Origin of the sequence: Treponema sp. TIM-1, from assembly GCF_046533115.1 — a bacterium.
Lineage (GTDB): Bacteria > Spirochaetota > Spirochaetia > Treponematales > Breznakiellaceae > JAIRMO01.
In genome coordinates, this window is sequence record NZ_JAJQRC010000037.1 from 1 (window position 1) to 19,333 (window position 19,333).

At 53.9% G+C, this 19,333-nt stretch carries 22 protein-coding genes; 14 read left to right on the plus strand and 8 right to left on the minus strand.

Going from position 1 to position 19,333, the window contains the following annotated elements; all coding sequences use genetic code 11:
* Positions 1-88: 88 nt before the first annotated feature.
* From LQZ21_RS11765 to LQZ21_RS11775, 3 genes are read right to left on the minus strand one after another with little or no spacing between them, the layout of a single operon-like run.
* Positions 89-1,138 (minus strand): hypothetical protein, encoded by a 1,050-nt coding sequence (locus tag LQZ21_RS11765; protein ID WP_411044622.1) that lies wholly within the window; start codon positions 1,136-1,138, stop codon positions 89-91.
* Positions 1,139-1,149: 11 nt separating this feature from the next.
* Positions 1,150-2,376, minus strand: a complete 1,227-nt coding sequence (locus tag LQZ21_RS11770; RefSeq protein WP_411044623.1) for a radical SAM protein — start codon at positions 2,374-2,376, stop codon at positions 1,150-1,152.
* Positions 2,363-3,538: a glycosyltransferase family 4 protein gene (locus tag LQZ21_RS11775; protein WP_411044625.1), complete on the minus strand. Its 1,176-nt coding sequence runs from the start codon at positions 3,536-3,538 to the stop codon at positions 2,363-2,365. Before LQZ21_RS11775 ends, LQZ21_RS11770 begins: the two co-directional genes overlap by 14 nt.
* A 215-nt stretch (positions 3,539-3,753) precedes the next feature.
* Between LQZ21_RS11775 and LQZ21_RS11780 the strand changes: the two genes are divergently transcribed.
* The 11 genes from LQZ21_RS11780 (at position 3,754) to phnL (ending at position 13,311) form a co-directional block, all read left to right on the plus strand.
* The gene (locus tag LQZ21_RS11780) at positions 3,754-4,710 is read left to right on the plus strand and encodes a phosphate/phosphite/phosphonate ABC transporter substrate-binding protein (RefSeq protein ID WP_411044627.1); all 957 of its coding nucleotides are present in this window, start codon (positions 3,754-3,756) and stop codon (positions 4,708-4,710) included.
* Positions 4,711-4,824: 114 nt separating this feature from the next.
* Positions 4,825-5,619, plus strand: a complete 795-nt coding sequence (phnC, locus tag LQZ21_RS11785; protein WP_411044628.1) for a phosphonate ABC transporter ATP-binding protein — start codon at positions 4,825-4,827, stop codon at positions 5,617-5,619.
* Positions 5,616-6,449 (plus strand): PhnE/PtxC family ABC transporter permease, encoded by an 834-nt coding sequence (locus tag LQZ21_RS11790; RefSeq protein ID WP_411044630.1) that lies wholly within the window; start codon positions 5,616-5,618, stop codon positions 6,447-6,449. Before phnC ends, LQZ21_RS11790 begins: the two co-directional genes overlap by 4 nt.
* A 17-nt stretch (positions 6,450-6,466) precedes the next feature.
* Complete coding sequence (locus tag LQZ21_RS11795; RefSeq protein ID WP_411044631.1) at positions 6,467-7,330, plus strand: PhnE/PtxC family ABC transporter permease; 864 nt, start codon at positions 6,467-6,469, stop codon at positions 7,328-7,330.
* Positions 7,330-7,761: a phosphonate C-P lyase system protein PhnG gene (locus LQZ21_RS11800; RefSeq protein WP_411044633.1), complete on the plus strand. Its 432-nt coding sequence runs from the start codon at positions 7,330-7,332 to the stop codon at positions 7,759-7,761. The genes LQZ21_RS11795 and LQZ21_RS11800 overlap by 1 nt, the downstream gene beginning before the upstream one ends.
* Positions 7,758-8,405 carry a phosphonate C-P lyase system protein PhnH gene (gene phnH, locus LQZ21_RS11805; RefSeq protein ID WP_411044635.1) on the plus strand — a complete coding sequence of 216 codons (648 nt, stop codon included), beginning with the start codon at positions 7,758-7,760 and terminating at the stop codon, positions 8,403-8,405. Before LQZ21_RS11800 ends, phnH begins: the two co-directional genes overlap by 4 nt.
* A 7-nt stretch (positions 8,406-8,412) precedes the next feature.
* Positions 8,413-9,651: a carbon-phosphorus lyase complex subunit PhnI gene (locus LQZ21_RS11810; RefSeq protein ID WP_411044636.1), complete on the plus strand. Its 1,239-nt coding sequence runs from the start codon at positions 8,413-8,415 to the stop codon at positions 9,649-9,651.
* Positions 9,652-9,661: 10 nt separating this feature from the next.
* Positions 9,662-10,516, plus strand: a complete 855-nt coding sequence (locus LQZ21_RS11815) for an alpha-D-ribose 1-methylphosphonate 5-phosphate C-P-lyase PhnJ (protein WP_411044637.1) — start codon at positions 9,662-9,664, stop codon at positions 10,514-10,516.
* Entirely contained in the window at positions 10,506-11,354 is an 849-nt protein-coding gene (locus LQZ21_RS11820) for an ATP-binding cassette domain-containing protein (protein WP_411044639.1), read from the plus strand. Before LQZ21_RS11815 ends, LQZ21_RS11820 begins: the two co-directional genes overlap by 11 nt.
* Positions 11,355-11,369: 15 nt before the next feature.
* Positions 11,370-12,572 carry an alpha-D-ribose 1-methylphosphonate 5-triphosphate diphosphatase gene (locus LQZ21_RS11825; RefSeq protein ID WP_411044641.1) on the plus strand — a complete coding sequence of 401 codons (1,203 nt, stop codon included), beginning with the start codon at positions 11,370-11,372 and terminating at the stop codon, positions 12,570-12,572.
* 10 nt (positions 12,573-12,582) lie between these two features.
* Positions 12,583-13,311 carry a phosphonate C-P lyase system protein PhnL gene (gene phnL, locus LQZ21_RS11830; RefSeq protein ID WP_411044642.1) on the plus strand — a complete coding sequence of 243 codons (729 nt, stop codon included), beginning with the start codon at positions 12,583-12,585 and terminating at the stop codon, positions 13,309-13,311.
* Between the two features lie 102 nt (positions 13,312-13,413).
* On the opposite strand, the gene LQZ21_RS11835 is transcribed toward phnL, so the two are convergent.
* The 3 genes from LQZ21_RS11835 to LQZ21_RS11845 form a co-directional block, all read right to left on the minus strand.
* Complete coding sequence (locus LQZ21_RS11835) at positions 13,414-14,823, minus strand: methyltransferase (protein WP_411044644.1); 1,410 nt, start codon at positions 14,821-14,823, stop codon at positions 13,414-13,416.
* Entirely contained in the window at positions 14,765-15,328 is a 564-nt protein-coding gene (gene efp / locus LQZ21_RS11840; RefSeq protein ID WP_411044645.1) for an elongation factor P, read from the minus strand. The genes LQZ21_RS11835 and efp overlap by 59 nt, the downstream gene beginning before the upstream one ends.
* A gap of 208 nt (positions 15,329-15,536) precedes the next feature.
* Positions 15,537-16,214, minus strand: a complete 678-nt coding sequence (locus LQZ21_RS11845) for a PrsW family glutamic-type intramembrane protease (RefSeq protein ID WP_411044647.1) — start codon at positions 16,212-16,214, stop codon at positions 15,537-15,539.
* Positions 16,215-16,256: 42 nt separating this feature from the next.
* Between LQZ21_RS11845 and LQZ21_RS11850 the strand changes: the two genes are divergently transcribed.
* Together LQZ21_RS11850 and LQZ21_RS11855 are read left to right on the plus strand one after the other, a co-directional pair.
* On the plus strand, positions 16,257-16,820 hold the full coding sequence (locus tag LQZ21_RS11850) for a shikimate kinase (RefSeq protein ID WP_411044648.1): 564 nt from the start codon (positions 16,257-16,259) through the stop codon (positions 16,818-16,820).
* Positions 16,821-16,832: 12 nt separating this feature from the next.
* A complete protein-coding gene (locus tag LQZ21_RS11855) occupies positions 16,833-17,372 on the plus strand; it encodes an O-acetyl-ADP-ribose deacetylase (RefSeq protein ID WP_411044650.1) in 540 nt (179 codons plus the stop codon).
* Between the two features lie 15 nt (positions 17,373-17,387).
* Here LQZ21_RS11855 and LQZ21_RS11860 read toward each other — a convergent pair whose 3' ends face one another.
* The gene (locus LQZ21_RS11860) at positions 17,388-17,702 is read right to left on the minus strand and encodes a DUF167 domain-containing protein (RefSeq protein WP_411044651.1); all 315 of its coding nucleotides are present in this window, start codon (positions 17,700-17,702) and stop codon (positions 17,388-17,390) included.
* 40 nt (positions 17,703-17,742) lie between these two features.
* Entirely contained in the window at positions 17,743-18,336 is a 594-nt protein-coding gene (locus LQZ21_RS11865) for a hypothetical protein (RefSeq protein WP_411044653.1), read from the minus strand.
* Between the two features lie 216 nt (positions 18,337-18,552).
* Here LQZ21_RS11865 and LQZ21_RS11870 point away from each other — a divergent pair, with 216 nt between their 5' ends.
* Positions 18,553-19,332, plus strand: a complete 780-nt coding sequence (locus LQZ21_RS11870) for a DUF4037 domain-containing protein (RefSeq protein WP_411044654.1) — start codon at positions 18,553-18,555, stop codon at positions 19,330-19,332.
* The last annotated feature ends 1 nt before the right edge of the window (position 19,333 follow it).

Here is a 19,333-nt window from a genome sequence, read left to right on the forward strand (position 1 = left end):
GAAATAACATGACCGATTGGTCATGTTATTTCCTTATTGCATAAGCAATTAGAATAAAATGCATGGCATTTTATTCTCGCACGGGTCCTTAGATGTCCGATAGTTCTTTTTCGGCCATAAATCTGTCGTGTTCATCATCCGACTTTCTTAAATGTTCAAGGGCCGCTTCAAAGTCGTATTCCTGTTTGTATATATCCAACAGATTTTTTTCATCAATCGGCGAAGTACCGGCGATTATTTCACTTGATTGGGCAGAAATTAAATCCGAGGTTATGTGCGAAATTTTCTTTTCAATGGCCTTCATTGACTCATTGAGTTCGATAAATTCCATGGTACCCGCTGCATCAGGATTTTTATTATCCGTAAGATCCTTCATCCGGGATCGCAGATCGGTTTTTACCGCCTCAATAAACCGTTCTATATCAAGGTTATGTAGTATCTTTCCCGGTAGTATTATCTCTTTTATCAGCATTACATAAAATTGAAACCGTATATGTAAATTCAACGAACAATATTCGGCATAATTGGCGCCAAAATATTTGTCGTATTCTTTTTGTTTTTCAATCAGGCCTTCGGCGCCGGGGACCCCTTTGTGTTCATTCAGCAGCCGTATATAATTATTGGCTGCTTTGGATCTTTCCTGTATTGAACGAATATGGTCTTCAATTAGGTTGATCTTCTGGTAAATTGCTACGACTGATTTTGGTGGGAAAAAGGGCGGTTTGTTAAGGATAAGCTTTTCTATTTTTTCGTTTATCGGAAAGAGGTGCTTTTTATATTTTACGAGCAATAAAGGCAATGCTATCCAGCATGCCAAAGAGGGGATGATCATCATAAGGAAAGGACCAATCCCAAGGTTACTGAAAATTCTTGGCAGGGAAAACAGAAGCGCCCCCCCATGACAGATAAACATAAACACGGTGAAGGCCACGGCCTTATCCCAGCTTTCCCTGACGGCGCTTCCCCTTCTCGAAGACCGTATCGAAAGAGATATGGCGAAAGCGGCGCCGGTTGTACCGGCAAGGATGACATAACTTTTTATCATGCCGTTAATCGGGAGAATATGGGAAAAAACCACGGCAAGAACAATAAGGATCTGGCAGATTGCAAACCAAGCGTTTTTTGATGAAAATTTCATATTAAATCTCCTTATTCCGAACCAGGCTTTCTGCCATTAAAAAAATCATTCCGTATATAATAACCCATATCGGTGAACCAGAGTTTTAACATCCGGGGATCGATACTCTTTTTTATAAAACATAATACCGGATGCCGGATCATATACCGGGCCAGACCGAAAAGCTGGGAGGGATCCCTGAAACACTCCCAATGACATTTCATACAAAACGGTTTACACTTCCTGCCTTGGGTTTTTGCTTTTTCGAGATCCTCCCCCAGATCTTCGCTGCCGCGGTAACCGCAGGGGTAAAGGCGGCCGTCGTTACCGTCTATAAAAAAATAGGCATATCCGCCAAGGCAGGGAAAAAGGAAACTATCATCTTCCCGCGACAGGGCGTAGAGAACCGAGAGGGGACTGAAGATCCGAATCCGGCTGCGAAAGCGGGGAATCACCTCCAACAGGGCTTTAAAAACGAGCCTAAGTTCTTGGGGAGAAAAATCCACCGCCGGATCACCGGAGATAGCGCCGTAGACCGGCTGCTCATCCGCGAGCCCCCCCTGAACGGAACTCATGGGGTAGCAGACATTGGCCATGGTAAAGCCCAGATCGATGACCTTTGAGAAGAAGGCCGTAAATCCCGCCGTGAAGGCTTCAAAAAAACGGGACTCATCCGGCGGATCTCGCAGGGGCGGGATAGGGGCTCCCGCCACATTCCGGTTTATCCCCAGATTTGCCGCGGGGTACAGTCCCTGGGCATGAAAAAGAGGCAGGGCCCTGCGGATCCCCTCAACGACCCCCGGCAGTCCCCGCATGGTTTCATGGGTCCGGGTATCCGCGGAATCCAGGCTTATCCAGAAATTCCGTATACCCGTAGCGGAGAGGGCTTGGGCGAAGGGTCCTATTTCCTCAATTCCGGCAGCCTTTCCTTCTGGGGCAAACATATACCCGTTGGTACCACTCCGCAGATAGCGGATGCCCCGGCGGGTGGCATAATTCAGGAGATCCAACAACTCGAGGGGTTTGATAAAGGGTTCACCTCCGGTTAAGGATACCGCCGCTATACCGTTCCGGGCACATTGATCCAGGATTCTTCTGATCCGTACTTTATCAAGCTGGTAACGTTTTATGTCGGCGGTCTTTCTCATCCCGCACTGGGGGCAGGTGGCGTTACAATAATTTGTTATCTGGATAACCACCTGTCCCGGCGGGCTGCCGAAAAAGACGGCCACAAGGTCCGGCGGATTACGAAGCATCATGGTAGCTGTATTTGGCGGGGCTCTGTTTATCCGTAATGAGTCCCCGGTAGACCGAAAGGAGGTCGTCAAAGATCGTATCCCAGGCCCGGGACTGGGCCAGTTTCCGTCCGTTTTGTGCCAACCCCCGGCGGAGGGTTTTGTTTTCCATGATGGCGATTAAATTTTCCGTAAAGGCTTTTTGGTCCCCCTCGGCGCAGAGCAGGGCGTTTTTTCTATGGGAAAGAAAATCCATCACCCCCCCTGAGGCAATACCGGCCACCGGTAATCCGCTGGCCATGGCCTCCAAAGGGGCATTGCCGAAGGTTTCCGTCCCCGAAGGAAAGGCGAAACAATCACAGGAGGCGTATATCTCCGACAATTCGGGGCCGGTCTTAAACCCCGTAAGGATAACATTGGAAAAATTTTTTTGCCGGATGAAATCCGTATAGGGCCCGCCGCCGGTAAAAACAAAGGAGGCTTTTTGGGGAAAACGGTTTTCAATTTCTTCGATGGCAGCCACCAGTGTATCCAGTCCTTTTTCGGGAGATAAACGGCCCACATAGAGGAAGACAAATTTATCATCAATACCAAGCCCCTCCCGCCATTCCCGGCTCCGGAACAGAGGATTGAATCTTTTCGTGTCGATGCCCCGGGACCAGATTCCCAGGTTCCGGTATTTTTTTTGGAAAAGCTGTTCCAGGGTATGTTTGGAGGGAGCCAGAATTCGATGAGCTGACCGATAAAACCAGGCCAGGTATTTTTCCAGCAGGGGCTTAAAAAAGTCCAGGTGAAAGAACCTGAGGTATTTACTGTAATCGGTATGGTAACTCATCACCAGGGGTAAATTGCGGGAACGGGCGTACTTCATCCCTTTGTAGCCGATCCCCAGTTCGGTAACCACATGTACCAGATCGGGCTTGAACTCATCGCAAAGGCCAAGGATCTCCCGGTATTGGGGAAAGGCGAGACAGCTCTCCGGGGAAAAGGATGTTGTAATACCCCTAAAACGGTGAACCTTCTTGTCTTGAAGAACAAGATCCATCTCTGATATTCGGCCGTAATCGGGGGCAAAAAAAGCGTATTGGATACTCTTACGATCAAGGTAAGACCGCAATTTGGTAAGGGTATTGGTTACCCCATTCAGCTCCGGCATAAAGGTATCGGTAAAATAGGCGATTTTCATTTCGACCTCCCCGTGAAAAAAATTGTTCTCGGAGAATATATACCAGTCCCATGTTAAGGGTTTGTAAAAAACAGATAAATAATACGCAAAAAAAGTTGAGCCGGTTTAAACCATAAACAGTAAAAACAATTTTTTACTACAATTTTACATATCCGTAACAGAATTTTAACAATCGGGGATTAAACAGACTTATCTTTAACTGCAAGGAGTATTTCATGAAAGGCTTGAAAGTAAATTGTGCAATAATGGGGGGTCTGATTTTTTTTACGGCCCTTTTGGGAACAGGCGGCGGTCTTTACGCAGGGGGACAGCAGACGAAAAGCCCCGCCGCTTCCGGGCCTGCGGGCTGGCCGCAGGAACTGGTGATATGCTACCTCCCCAACGAGGCCAGCGAGGAACTGACGGAATACCGGAGTGCCTTACAGGGGGAACTGAGCACCGCCCTTGGTATCAAGATTCGGGAGATTAACGCAGCGGATTATAATGCCGTGGTGGAGGCCATGCGGACCAAACACGCGGACATTGTCTATTACGGCCCGGTTTCGTATGTGCAGGCCGCGGAACGGTCCGGAGCGGAAGCGATGGTCACCCCCGCGATTTTCGGGGATAAGAGCCGTGCCGGGTATACGTCAAAGATCATCGTCAAGGCCGGAAGTCCTATCAAAACCCTGCAAGACCTCCGAGGAAAGACCTTCGCTTTTGTGGACCCCGCCTCCACCTCGGGCAACTATGTGCCGACCCTGGAGCTGATGAACACCTTCCCCGGCATGACCAATGAGGACTTCCACACCAACGGCAGATTCTTTTCGTCCGTTATGTTTTCCGGAAAGCACCAGAACGGGCTGCAGGGGGTGATCAACGGGGACATTGAGGCCGCGCCTGTCGCGTCGGACATTCTGGCGGCGGAAATTGCCGCGGGCCGGGCCAAAGAAAGCGACTTTGTGGTAATCCACGAATCTCCCAAAATTCCCTCATCCCCTATGGCCATTAGAAAGGATCTGCCGGCGGACTTAAAGGTCAAGGTTAAGCAGTTCCTTTTGGCCTACAAAGATCCCAACTACTTCCAGTATATGCTCGGTATGTCTCCAGCGGACAGGCCGGAATTTGTGGAAGCCTTTGACCGGGACTACGACTATGTCCGGGATCTGATGGCAAAGGTAATCCCCCAATGAACAGGAGTCCTGAAAAAATAAATAGTTAAAAATACCCGGGCTGGTTCCAAAATTTATCCCTCCAGATTTTTGGAACCGGTCCAAATTTTTGTTAAAGAAGATGAGGAGTACCATTTGGAGCCTATTATTGAAGTACGGAGCCTGAAAAAAATATACCGGGGTTCGGAAAAACCAGCGGTCCGGAACTTGGACCTCGCGGTAGGGAAGGGGGAGATGATCGGTGTCATCGGCCCCTCGGGAGCGGGAAAGTCCACGCTGCTGCGTTGTATCAACCGTCTGGTCGTTCCCACGGCGGGCCGGATTTTTATCGAAGGGGAAGAAATCACCGGGGCTTCAGCCGCCAGGGTGAGAAAGCTCCGCCGCCGGGTAGGTATGATCTTCCAGCACCACAACCTGGTGGCCCGCCTCTCGGTAATGCAGAATGTGATGCATGGCCGGCTGGGTTATATGAACACCCTGGACGGTGTTTTGGGCCGTTACACCGAAGGGGATAAACAGCGGGCCGTAACCATTCTTGAGCAGACCGGTCTTGGGGACTTCCTCTACCACCGGGCAGGAGAGCTTTCCGGCGGCCAGCGCCAACGGGTGGGGATCGTCCGGGCCCTGATGCAACAACCATCGGTACTGCTCTGCGACGAGCCTATTGCCTCCTTGGACCCTGCCAGCGCCCAGATAGTGATGGAACTGATTCGGGATATATGCCGCCGTAATACCATCGCCTGTATCGTCAATCTCCATCAGGTTGACGCGGCCCTCAAATACGCGGATCGGATCATCGGTATGTTTGAGGGAGAGATTGTGTACGATGGGCCCACCGCGGAACTCACCGAACCGATGATTGAAAAGATCTACGGGAAGCCCATGGACCAGCTCATGATCAGCGGCGAACGTTCGGAGGCAAATATATGACGGACCGGCATGGGGAGGATTCCGTAAAGGATAACCGGATCATGGAAAAGATACGATTGACCTCCCGTGAAAGCTTCAGGACTTCAGTGGTTTTTGTGATTGTTCTTATCCTGCTCTTCGGCCTCTCCACGGGCTTTACCCGGTTTAATCTCATCACGGCCCTGCTGTCTCAGGGGGAATTCTGGAACTTTATCTTTACTGATTTTGTTCCTCCCTCTATGGGAAGACTGGAGGCCTTGTCCCGGGCAATGATGCAGACCATCTACATGGCCCTGGGGGCTACGGGGCTTTCGACGATCCTGGGCCTGCTGTTCAGCTTTCTGGGAACCGCTGCCATAACCCGGTCACGGGTGATCAATTCCCTTATCCGGGCCTTTGCCTCGATATTGCGGAATATTCCCACCCTGGTATGGGCCTTTATTCTGGTGGCTGCCTTCGGTATCGGGACGGTGGTGGGGGTTCTTTCCCTGATCATTGCCACTACCGGTTACCTCACCCGGTTTTTTATCGAGATCCTGGATGAGGCGGCGGAAGAAACCCTGGAACCTCTGTTGGCCGCCGGGGCCGGTATGCCGGCAATAATCACCCAGGCGCTTCTGCCCGCCGCCATGCCGGGTTTTATCGCCTGGATCCTTTACTGCGTGGAGTTGAATATCCGGGCTTCCACGATCCTTGGCATGGTAGGGGCCGGCGGTATCGGTCTTCTGCTCATGGGTTACATCAAACAGTTTAACTATGCGGCGGCTTCAACCGCGATTCTCGCCGTGGCGGTTATCATTATTGGGGTAAATTTACTGACCGATTATCTTAGAAAACTGATTATGCGTTAAAAAAAGGAGAAGTAATCATGTATCTTGAAGAATCCAATTTTAATCTTTTGCTTGAACAAAATATGATCCGTATCCGGTATGAACAAAAACTCAAGCCCCCCAAAATACCCGTGGGAAACCTGAAACGGGATCTGCCGATACACCTGTTTTTAATTTTTTTGGCAGTCCTTACGGTGGTATCCCTGGGCTTACTCGACGCGGATTGGCATAAACTCATCCAGCGCTTCCCCCGGCTGGGCAAGGTATTCCTCGACATGGCCCATTTTTCAACCGAGCGGTTTTCCCTCACCCTGCTGACCTTTACCGAAACCGTCACCGTGGCCGCCCTAGCCCTGATCTACAGCCTGGTTCTGGGCCTCGCCCTGGGCGCTCTGGCGGCGGACAACATCAGCCCCTGGAAACCGCTTTCGCCTATCATCAAAAGTTTCCTCGCCTTTATCCGGGCGGTACCGACGCCGGTATGGGTACTCCTGGTACTGGCCTCCATGGGTTTCGGCATGGCCTCAGGTATTGTAGGCCTGAGTTTCCACGCCACCGCCTTTTTCGGTATGGTCTTTGCCCAGCTTTTTGAGGAGGTACCTGATGAGGCCATTGAGGCGGTCCGGGCCGCCGGGGCAAACCGGGTCCAGGTGTTTTTCGGCGCGGTCCTCCCCTCGTCCCTCTCCGGGATCATCGCCTGGACGGCCCTGCGTTTTGAAACCAATTACCAGGAGGCGGCGATCCTCGGCATGGTGGGGGCCGGCGGTATCGGTTACACCATCATGGCCGCCATGAACAGTTACCGCCTCGGGCGGGCGGGGCTGGCGGTACTGATCGTTTTTATCTTCGCCCTGGGGATCGAACTTTTCTCCACGTATATTAAAGGACGGGTAAAGGTTTGATGGACAAGATCACCCTGAGCCGGATCTGCGCTTTTGCCGGCCCGGCCCTGCTTGGATCCCTGGCGGTAAAGGCCGCGGAAGGGCGGGAGGCGGTACTCCTTAAGGGGCCTGAAAAAACCATGGTTCTCCTCCAGATTCGGGAACCGGTACGGCAGGGCCGTTTCTATCTGGGGGAACTTTTGGCGGCCCACTGTATGGTAGAGCTGGGGGGTGTCCGGGGAGCGGCGGTACTGATGGGGGATGATCTTGGTAAGGTCCGGGCCGCCGCGGTCTTGGATGCCGCCCATTCCGGGAACTTTCCGGGCTTTGCCCTGGTGGAACCGGAACTGCTCCGGCTGGAGAAAACGTGGAAGGCGGAACTGGCAAAAGAGGCGGCGGAGATCAGAAAAACCCAAGTTTCTTTTCAGGCGTTGGAGGATAGGGATCGGTGAAAAACAAACATGATTTTGATATGGTTCACGGTACTCAGGAGGTTTTCCGTGTACTGTTGGAAGCCCTGGCAAATCCCGGCAGGGTGTTGAGTATCCGATCCCAGGCCGGTCAATTTACCGCTCAGGGGTGTTGGCTTGCCCCGGCGATCACCCTGCTGGATACGGAAACCGGTTTTTTCTGGGACGGCGATGAACAAACCCGAGAGGAGATTTGCTTTCTTACCGGCGCTCCGCAGGTTCCCCTGGAGGAAGCGGATTTTGTTCTTTTAAGCGGCGGTGCGGCGGCCCGCGATGAAGCCCTCCGAGTTCTCTCACAGGTTAAGGGGGGAACCCATCTTGATCCCCACCGGTCGGCTCTGCTTTTTATTGCCGCCGGAACCGGAGGCGGGGAACAGCCGGAGGCGCCGCTTTTCCTCATGGGGCCGGGGATTCCTCCGGAGGGACGGCGGATCGATCTGTTCCCGGCGGAAGCGGTCTGGTGCCGGGCCCGGGATGAACGGGGGTTTGAATATCCCTGCGGGGTGGAACTGATCTTCCTGCGGGAGGATTTTTCCCTTGCGGCCCTTACCCGGAAAACGGTATTCGCATGGGATGATGTCTCCGGTTCGAGTATAACGGACGGCCCGGTGGACGTACTAAATTGAGGTTGTTATGGCCTATGCGGCGGTAAAGGGCGGCGAGGAAGCGGTAGCGGAAAGTGTCAAATTGCTGGAAAGATACCGCGCCGCCGGTCAGGCGGATCTGGACCTTGAGGTCCTGGAAAAACAGATGGGTCTCCTCATCGACCGGATCATGGGGGAGGCAGGTTTTTACGCCCCTTCGTATGCGGCTCTGGCCCTCAAACAATCGGAGGGTTCCCCGGAGGAGGCGGTCTTCCTGCTTAGGGCCTACCGTTCAACCCTGTCCCGCTCTTACCTGAGCCTCCCCATGAACGGTGTGGATATGCGGATCCTGCGGCGTGTATCCGCCGCATTTAAGGATATTCCCGGTGGGCAGTTTCTCGGGGCCTCCCGGGACTATACCCACCGGCTCCTCAACTTCGAACTCCTGAACGAAGGCAGGAAGGATTCCGCGGGAAAAGCCTCTCCTTCGTCCGGGAAGGCCGCCGCCGGGGAGCAGCCGGCCGGGCCGGGGGGTGGACCTATCTACGCCGTGAGGGTTTCGGATGAGCTGCGGCGGGAAGGACTTATCACGGTTGAAGAAGATGACGGAGAACCCTGGGATATAACGGAACATCCCCTCTCGTTTCCCGCCCCCCGTTCCGCCCGTCTGCAAACCCTGGCCCGTTCCGATACGGGATACATCAGCGGCCTGGCCTATGCGGCTATCCGGGGTTTTGGCTCCGGCCACCCCACAGTGGGGGAACTGCGGACCGGCGCATTGGAGGTAACCATTCCTCATCCCCTCATCGAAGGGGAATACCTCTTTGTGGGGGAAATTATCGTTACCGAAGTTGAATCCCTTTTCCCCAGGGAGGATCAAAAAATAAAGACGGAAGGGGAGAAAGATCCCCTGAATATTCTAAGTTCCGGTCAGGGGGAGAAGGCGGATACATCCGCCAATGCCCTGAGTCTGGACGGAGGTTACGGTATGGTGTTCGGCAGGAACGATACCAAGGCCATTGCCATGTCGATTCTGGATTATTCCCTGAACAGTGCCGCCGAATCCACTACACCGGGTAATAATGCCGTACATGACGTTTCAGCTTCGGGGATCGAAGACGGGGGGCTTTCTATTTTGAATAATCAGGAATTTGTCCTCCTCCATGGGGACGCCCTGGAAATGAATGGCTTTATCTCCCATCTGAAACTGCCCCACTATGTTACGTTTCAGTCAAAGCTGGACCGGGTGCGGCATACACGAAAAAAGACGGATCATGCAGGGTTATAATTTTGCTTTTTTGGATGAAGGCTCCAAGCGCTTGGTACGGCGGGCGCTGTTAAAGGCGGTAGCCATTCCCGGCTATCAGGTACCCTTCGGTTCCCGGGAACTGCCCATAGGCCGGGGCTGGGGAACCGGGGGTATCCAGATAACCCTTTCTATTATCGGCCGGAAGGACACCCTCAAGGTAATCGACCAGGGAAGCGACGACAGTGTCAATGCCGTGTCTATCCGCGCTTTTGTATCCGCCTGTACAAACATAAAAACCACCACCGACTCGGAAGAAGCGGTGGTAATTCAAACCCGCCACCGGATCCCCGAAACTCCCCTGCGGAACGATCAGATTCTGGTATTGCAGGTGCCACTCCCCGAGCCCCTGCGTCTGGTGGAACCACTGGAATCGATAACCAAAAAGATGCACGCCGAAATGGACTATGCGCCCATGTGGCTGGCCCTCTACGAAAACATCGTCCGGGTCGGCGAGATTGAACTGGGGGCCGATTATCCGGTGATGGTGGAGGACCGGTATATTATGATGCCTTCTCCCATTCCCCGGTTCGATAATCCAAAACTCAACAACAGTCCCGCCCTGTATCTTTTCGGTGCGGGCCGGGAAAAAAAGATATATGCTCTTCCTCCGTATACGAAGGTGGAGTCCCTCGGCTTTGAAGATCATCCCTTCAGGGTTGAGGATATGTCCGGCAGGGTATGCCGGTTTTGCGGGGCAGAAGATGTGTTCATGGATGAATTTTTTGATTCGGTCACGGGTGAAAAAATGTACCAATGTTCGGACAGCGGGTATTGCGAGAAGCGGAGAGTTAAGGGAGGAAGGATCTGGGAACGTCAGGGGGAGGAGGGAAAAGGTGCGGGGTGATAAATTTGCTTTGAAGCTTGAAGGGCTCACGGTACGGCATGGGCCGGGCTGCCCGCGCTGCCTGGAGGCGGAAACCGCCGCGGCATATATGGAACGAAATCGCTGTCCCCTCTGCGGCAGCATCTGGGCCCTCCGGAATATTTCCCTCCGGCTCCGGGAAGGGGAGATTCTTGGTGTGGTAGGAGAATCGGGATCGGGCAAAACCACCCTGATGCGCTCCCTTTATTTGGACCTTGAGACCGACAACGGAACCTGTTATTTGGAATGTTATCAGGAAGGAAAAATCGATATTTTTTCCGCGAGCCGCCAGCAGAAAAAAATTATCCGAAACCGGTTATTGGGGATGGTCTACCAGAATCCCCATCTGGGACTGCGGATGTTTTTTTCTTCCGGAGCCAATGTGGCGGAAAAACTTATTGCCGCGGGAAGCCGTAACGTAGCCGCCATGATGGATCGTACCGCAGAGCTTCTGGAACATATTGAGGTACCGGTGAGCCGGGTCAGGGAACCGCCGGTGCGTTTTTCCGGGGGAATGCAGCGACGGGTTCAAATAGCAAAAGCGGTGGCCAATAATCCACCAATTCTTTTACTGGACGAAGTAACCACCGGACTCGATCTTTCGGTGCAGGCCAGGGTGCTGGATCTGATCAAGCGGATTCAGCGGGAATACGGGGTTTCCATGATCGTGGTCAGCCATGATCTGGCGGTAGTACGGATGCTCGCGGATCGTACCGTGGTCATGCTGGATGGAAGAATTATTGAAGAAGGGGTGACGGATCAGATCATGGAAGACCCTCAGCATATATACACCCAAATTCTGGTCAACTCGCTTTTATGAAATGAGGAATCAACGATGAAAAAATGTATTTTGAATGCCCGTGTAGTTGGTCCCGATAAAATTCTTCCCGATCACGCGATCATTATCCGGAAAGACCGGATCCTCGCCATCCTCCCCATGAGTTCCCTAAGGCGCCGGGATAAAAACGGCTCCACTATGCGTTGTTTCGATGCCCGGGGGGGATATGTGTTGCCCGGCTTTATTGATATTCATTCCGATTATATCGAAGGAATCCTTCAGCCTCGGCCGACTACGCTTATTGATTTTGAGATGGGGCTCCGGGAAGTGGAAAAACAGCTTTTGGGACACGGCGTTACCACAATTTACCATTCCCTTTCAATTATGGATGTGGCAGGCAGCAAAGACGGACGGGCCAATTTCCGCACAAAAGAAAATTTTGAGCGGCTGGCCCTTTTGATCCAGGATTTTCATCAAGGCTACCACCTGATCCGCCACCGGCTCCACGCCCGCTACGATATCTATGCGGCGGATCTTTACGATTATGTGGCGCGGATACTGGAAGAAGGCAAGGTTCATGAACTTTCCTTTATGGATCATACCCCTGGACAGGGGCAATACCGGAACCTTGAAATTTACGCCCGGTCCGCCGCCGGCTGGGATATTGAAGGGGATCTCTCCCTGGAAAAAAAACTCGAGATCCTGCAAAACCGGCCCAGGGTCTCCGGGAAAAAACTTAAAAGACTGGCCATGATGGCAAAAAAGCAGGGTATCCCCCTGGCCTCCCACGATGACGACAGTCCCGAAAAAGTTCTCTTTATGAAAAAGGAATATGGGACGAAGATCTCTGAATTTCCCGTGGAGCTGGCCGCAGCGAAAAAGGCCAGGGAGGAGGGGCTTATGGTGGTTATGGGGGCCCCCAATGTGATGCTCGGCGGCAGCCATTCGGGGAACCTCCCCGCCCTGGAGGCGATTCGGGAGGGCTGTACCGACATCCTCTGTTCCGACTATTACCCCGCCAGCCTGCTCCATTCGGCTTTCATGCTGGAGGAAAAAGGAATCATTCCCTTGACGGAAGCGGTACGGATGCTGACCCTCAACCCCGCCAGAGCCTTGGGGCTTGCCGCCGATTACGGATCCCTGGAAGTAGGGAAAAAGGCGGATCTCCTGATCGTGAGGAAACTACAGGGCCGCCCCCTGATATATCGGTGTTTCATCGACGGGCAGAGTACTCTCCGGTACGACTACCGGCAAGGCTAAAGGAGAAACCATGCTTCGCCTGAAGAATCTGAGTAAAACCTTTGTCATGCATATCCGGGAAGGGCTTGAGATTCAAAGTTTCAAAGGGGTCTCGTTTGAAACCCATGCCGGTTCCCTGCTTGCCCTGACCGGCCCGTCGGGGATCGGAAAAAGTTCTCTCCTCAAATGTATCTATCGCAGTTACCTCCCTTCATCCGGGCAGATCCTTTACACCACCGAGAAGGGGGATACGGTGGATCTCGCCGCCGCCGATGATTGGGAAATCCTGAACCTCCGCCACACCGGAATCGCCTATGTGTCCCAGTTTTTCCACGTCATGCCCCGCATATCGGCGCTGGAGATACTCATGGAACCCCTGATTATCCGAGGGGTTTCCCAAAATAAGGCGTTAGACCGGGCGAAGGAAATGCTTTCCCGGGCGGGGCTGGGAAAAAATCTTTGGGAAATGTACCCCGCCACTTTTTCCGGAGGAGAAAAACAACGGCTTAACATTCTCCATGCCATCATCTCAAAACCGCGGCTTCTGTTACTGGATGAACCCACCGCTTCCCTGGACCGGACTTACAAGGAACGGATCATGGAGATGATTCTGGCCCTCAAGACGGAGGGGACCGCCATGATAGGGGTCTTTCATGACCGGGACGCCCTGCGGGTCCTTTCGGACAAGCGTTACGATCTGATCCTGGGCAGGTACTGTCCGGTTGAGGCGGAGGAAGCGGAACCACGCCGTACTATCTGAAGCCCGCTGGTCAAGCGGATCCATAGATCCGCGGAACTGGAACTTGTTAAAATCGAATCGGAACTTAAAAACAAGCTTGAGGAGATAAAGACCGGCGGAGAATTATCTTCCATACGCCAGCGCCCGGTATCCCCGCCGCTTTAAGTCCCCCAGCCGGGTAAAACCTTCGGGTTTTCTGCGGTCAAAGAGGGCGGCCTGGGGGGAGGGGAGGGCCATGAGGAAGATGCCCCCGGGGCTGAGCAGCCGGCGGATGCCCGTCCAGTAGGCGGCGTTCCGGTTGGTTTGGGGAACGGTTTCCGGGAAGGCCGCGATGAAACTGAAGGCCTCGGTCCCGAGGGCGGCGGTTCCCAGGGCAGGATCCACCGCGGGGACAATTTCCTGCAGGGTCAATGCCCGGTCATGGAAAAAATTGTGCCGGGAAGCCTCCAAGGCCAGGACATTTCTGCCTAAAAACACCCAGGGACCGGGGCTTGCCTCCCCCAGATAGTGGGCAAACCATAGGGGAAAGTGGCCCTGATCCGGTTCGTGAATGAGGATCCCTCCCCCGGCGCGGCGCTCCGGGGACAAAAGCCGCTCCCGGAGCTTTAAGCGGCAGGCCAGTTTTACGGTGGTCTCCACCGCCGCCGAGGGGGTATCAAAATCCGCGGCCCCCTGGATGGAATCCAGGGTATAGGATATCCCCTCCAGGGTATAGGTTCCCCGCCTTCTTTGGTAGGCCGGGTATTCCGCCATAAGGTCGATCCCCGCCGTGATGGGACCCTTCCGGTCCGGCCCGGTTTCCTTTGCAGAAGGACCGTAGGCAAAGACCACATGTTCCGGTCCCCCGGTTTCCAGGAGGAGAGGACAGCAGGCATCCTCAATCCAGGCGCGGAACCTTTCCGCCAGGGTCTTTACCACCACCACCATGACCCGGCCCCCGGCCTCAAGCAGGGAGGCGGCCCGGCCGGCAAAGTCCTCCAGCACCGGAAGCCCGGCCTTGGCGGGGAGGTTGGAGAGGATCAGGTCCCACCGGGCTTCCGGCGGCCCCGCAAGGAGGGGTTCCGCATAAGCCTCCAGGACCGTGGGGGGAATATGATTTTTCAGGGCATTGTATTGGGTAAAACACCGGGCCAGTTCGTCCCGGTCCTGGGAACGGACCCGAGGGATGGGCGGGCCGTTACCGGGAGCGGTCAAAGCCCGGTCCCGGAGTATGAGGAGGGCCCCGGCAGCACAGATCCCGATGACCCCCACCCCGGACCCGGCGTCCAGGATAGTTGCGGGCAAAGAACGCCCCTCCCGCATATCCCCATCCCAGGATTGGGAAAGGACCTTGAGGAGAAGCCGGGTCCCCCGGTCAATATCCGCGGAACTAAAAAGTCCCTGGGAAAGGGTAAAGGCATATTCCCTTCCCCGGAATTTAAAATCAATCTCCCTGGTACCGTAGGCTTCCGCCGCCTCGGAGACCAGCGGGGATTTAGGAATTAACCCGCTCCACGTATTCGTTAGTTTCGGTATTGACCAGGATCTTCTCACCCTGTTTAATAAAAAGGGGAACCCGAACGGTAAGCCCTGTTTCGGTAACAATGGGTTTTGTCGCCCCCGATACCGTATCCCCCTTGACGTAGTTTTCACTTTCCGCCACGGTAAAGACCACCTTATAGGGGATCTTGATGTCGATCACCTTTCCTTCCCACAGGGTAAGCTCATAGGAGTCTCCGTCCTTGAGGTAGTATTTTTTATCTTCCATTTCGCTGATGGGCACCTCATGCTGGTCGTAGCTCTCGGTGTCCATAAAGTGATAATTATCCTGGTCCGCGTATTGGTACTGACAGATAACGATATCCACCTGGGCGTCTTCTACTTCCTGCTGGGTGGGGACGGTCATCGTTAACACAGAGCCGTCTTTGATACTTTTCATCTTTATTCGGGCTATGGCGGTTCCTTTTCCGGGGTTATGGAATTCCCGATCCACCACAAGATAGGGCTGACCCTTCTGAAGTAGACAGGTTCCCTTCACAATATCTCCGCCTCGTATCATGGATTCCTCACTTAGTAATTGAGGCTGCTTCAAAAAAACCATAGTCCGGTAAGGATCTGAGTTTGAAACAACACCCATAAATTTACGCGGAAAAGCGGGCTGTGGATCGCTTTTCCCCCAGCCGGTCTCAAAACCAACGAAATTTTGAAACAGCCTCAATAAAAAGCATAAAGGATTTACCGGATTTAGTCTACGTATTGCCTAATAATTATTCTAGCCGAAAAGGGGTGATTGGGATAGATCGGATTTCCTGAATCGAGGATGCCAGGGCGGTAAGGGCGATGAGAACGGCAAAGACGCTGTAGAAACCGGTACGGATCACCATAAAATTATACATGCCGTGGATAATAACCGCGGAAAAAAAACGCAGGGAGGCCCGAAGGGGGTGGCGGGTACATAAAATCGCGGCGGCACCGTTCCGGGCGCCGCAGGCTCCGTGGAGCGGGGCGGTCGTAAAGACCCGGAACAGGGCGATCCCCAGGTTCGCCGGTCCGTAGGAGGCGGTTTCCACCGCGGCAAAGCCAAGCCCGGTAAGCAGTCCGGTGACAAGTCCCTGGGAAAGGGGAGGGGATTCTGTCGGCATTGACCGGTAAAAGCAAGATCGTAACCGGAAAAGAAGCAGCAGTACCATAAAACGGCCCAATTCTTCGGTAAGGGCTATCTTAATAAAAAGATTGAAAAAAAAGCCCTCGGTAAAATTCCCGCCGAATTTTGGAAAAAGACTCTGGATGAGGACCGCGACAAGAAGGGCCGCGGCGCCTCCCAGAAGCGCCAGAAGAAACCAGACCAACCCTACCGGGAATTTGCTTATCCGGAACCAGAGATATACCGATATAAGCGGTAGCAGGGTGATAATAACCAGTAATAAGAGGTCCCATTCATCCATTATGGTTAGTTTACTGCAAAATTTTCTTCCAGGGTATAGTCTATGAAAAGAAAACTAGCCCCCGGAATAATTCTTTTGGTCGGACCAAAACATTCAGGAAAAACCAGTGTCGGCAGGATTTTGGCGCCCCTTTTATCGGGTGAATTTACGGATCTGGATGAAGTAATCGAAACCCAAACCGGAACCTCCCCGCGGGAACTTTATAAAAAAGGGGCGCAAGTTTTTAGGGATGCCGAATTCAACGCCCTGGAATCCCTGTTGGCCGGCTCCGGTAAGAATAGCAGCATTCGGGTTATTGCCGCGGGGGGGGGAATTATCGACAACCCCCTTGCCATGGAGCGTTTAGGCCGGGCAAACCGGATCCTCCTGGTCTACCTGGAACTTAGCCCCGAAACAGCCTGGGAGCGGATACGGCTTGCGGCTGAAAAAACCGGGGAATTACCCCCCTTCCTGGTTACCGAAAACCCTCAGGATACCCACCGGGCCCTTCATGAGCGAAGAGCCGAGGCCTACCGGAAGGCCGCCGATAGGATCATTTTAACGGAACAGAAAACCCCGGAAATGATAGCCCGGGAAATAAAAAACGGCTTTGAGATCCGGGTATGATAGGAGAAGCCTATGGCCGAAATAGTTATTAGGCACGGGGACATTACCAAACTCGCGGTGGATGTCATCGTAAACGCCGCCAATTCAAGCCTCTTGGGGGGAGGGGGAGTGGACGGAGCCATTCACCGGGCCGCGGGGCCGGAACTTCTGGAGGAGTGCCGGCGTATCGCCAGAGCCCGCGAAAAGGAAGGGCGGGAACCTTGCCCTACCGGAGATGCCGTACTCACCGGCGCCTACCGGCTCCCCTGCAAGGGGGTGATCCACACCGTGGGCCCCATCTGGCATGGCGGCGGCCAGGGAGAACCGGAGCTTTTGGCCGCCTGTTACCGAAAAAGCCTCCTCCTTGCCCAAGAAGCGGGTTTTTCCAGTATAGCTTTTCCCAACATCAGCACCGGTGTGTATGGTTACCCCAAGGAAGGAGCCGCCCGGATCGCCCGGGAAACGGTAAAAAAGACCCTTCCCCAAACACCGGCGATCAAACAGGTGATCTTTATGTGTTTTGACCAGGAAAATTACCGTTTGTACCAGACCTTGCCCGGTAATTTCCGGTAGAAGACCCCGCCCCGTTCAACCGTGACCGGATTTTGAAGCAAGCCCGTTTACCAGGGTTTCAAGCCCTTCTTGACAAACCAGGGGCAGGGCCAGGGATTTGAGCCGGGACTTTTCCCCGGATTGCAGGGTTATATGTTTTTTGGGGCATTTAAGGGTTTTTGCCAGAAAAGAACGAAGTTCTTCATTGGCCTTACCGTCCTCGGCGGCGGCGGCGATCCGTATCCGGAGCTGCCCTTCCTTAACTTCAACATACTCCGTCTTTGACGCGCCGGGCACGGCTTTAACCTTGAGGATAAGGGTGTTTCCACTGATCCGATAGCAACTTTCCATAAGGCCCCCTCAGGGTAGTATCAGGCCGATCCGAAACCGGCTAAACATTTTTTTCCGCCGGCAGCCAGCGTAAGCGGCCGATCTTCCACTCCAAAGAATAAGGGTCGGCGTTGGAGGCTCCCCGGCCGTCCAGGGGCCGGATGACCATATTGGCCGTTGCCGCGGCCCTGAAGGAAAAGGCCCCCAAGGGCGGCGCCGGTTCCCGAATCAGGGGAGGGTCCCCCCTTGCCGCCAGGGCGGTAGTAAGGACCAAGGCCGGAAAGGGGTATATAAGACCCGGCAGGGACAGCTCCGGTACCGGCAGGTCCAGGACCGGTCCAAAAAAGGAGCAGCCCGAAAGGAACCTTCCCCCGGGGATATCCGGAACGGGAACCGGCTCCGGGGGGCCCGCCGGAATTTTCCCGCCCCTTCCCCCGGCCAAACTGGCCTGCCGTAACATCCGGGCGATCCCTTGGAGTTCCTCCCCGGTATAGGGCCGGGAGACCAGGGCCAGGGGGACCGCGGTAGGAAAGGAAAAGGCCCCGGGAAAACCCGCGGCGAAAAGCCCCCGACTATAATCCCGCAGGATCTTCACCGTCTCCCGGTGGGGGACCAGGACGAGGAACCGCAGAATTTCGGGCAAGGTCTGGGACATGGCGGCAATCTACCTTCTTAGGGCATTTACCGGCTTTACTGGGGAGTAGACCAAACCGGCGGCCAAGATTCCTCTACAAAATAAATGCTTCTACCCCATCTGTCAATGGCGGAGTTTTCATAGTCCCTTTTCTGTGGTATACTTTCATTCAGAACTTGAATTCGGTCTCAAAATTTGTTTTGGTTTGAAACCGGTTCCCTTGTTAAAGGAAGGGTGATGAAGTATAAGACTAAACTGTTGGCGGATAGGTTTGTATCGGTGCTTTCTCAATGGCCCGGGGTGGAGTGTATCACCCTGAATGAGGCGGCCAGATCCGATACCCTGGATCCCTACTACGCCTTTATTTTGGATATTTTCCATTCCGGTCCCATCCCCCAGGGGGCGGAGCGCCGCGGTCAATATGGGGAGGATACGGCGGCCTTTGAAACCTCCAGCCGGGGTGACAAGGACCGGTTCCTTATCGGGGAAATACCGGTACGGCTGGAATACAAGGCTACTCAAAAAATAGACGAGCTGGTTTCCTACGCGGATACCAAGCTGGATTCCCTATGGTTTATTAAAGATTCGGGAACCTATGGGTTCTACCGCCTGGCCCACGGGGAGATCCTGTTCTCCCGTAATACCTGGATCCGGGATATCCGGGAACGGCTTAATAATCTGGATAATGAATTCTGGCGTCAGATTCGGGATGCCCACCAGTCAAAAATGGAGCACTTTTTAAATGACCTGGGGGCGGCCCTGTTCCAGGGGGACGATTTTCATTACCTTATCTCTTCCGCGCTTTTTATCAAGACCGCCTGTCTAACCCTGTTTTGTATTAACCACCGGTTCGAGCCTTCCCACCGGGGGTATTACAAGCAGGTGATCGGCCTTCCGGTCCTGCCCGAATCCTTTGCCGCCCAGTTGGGGACCTTTTTGAGCAGCGAGGCGGAGATAACCCAGGAGCGAAAATATTCTCTGGCCCAGCTTATCGCTCGGGGAATTGTCAGCCTCTAAA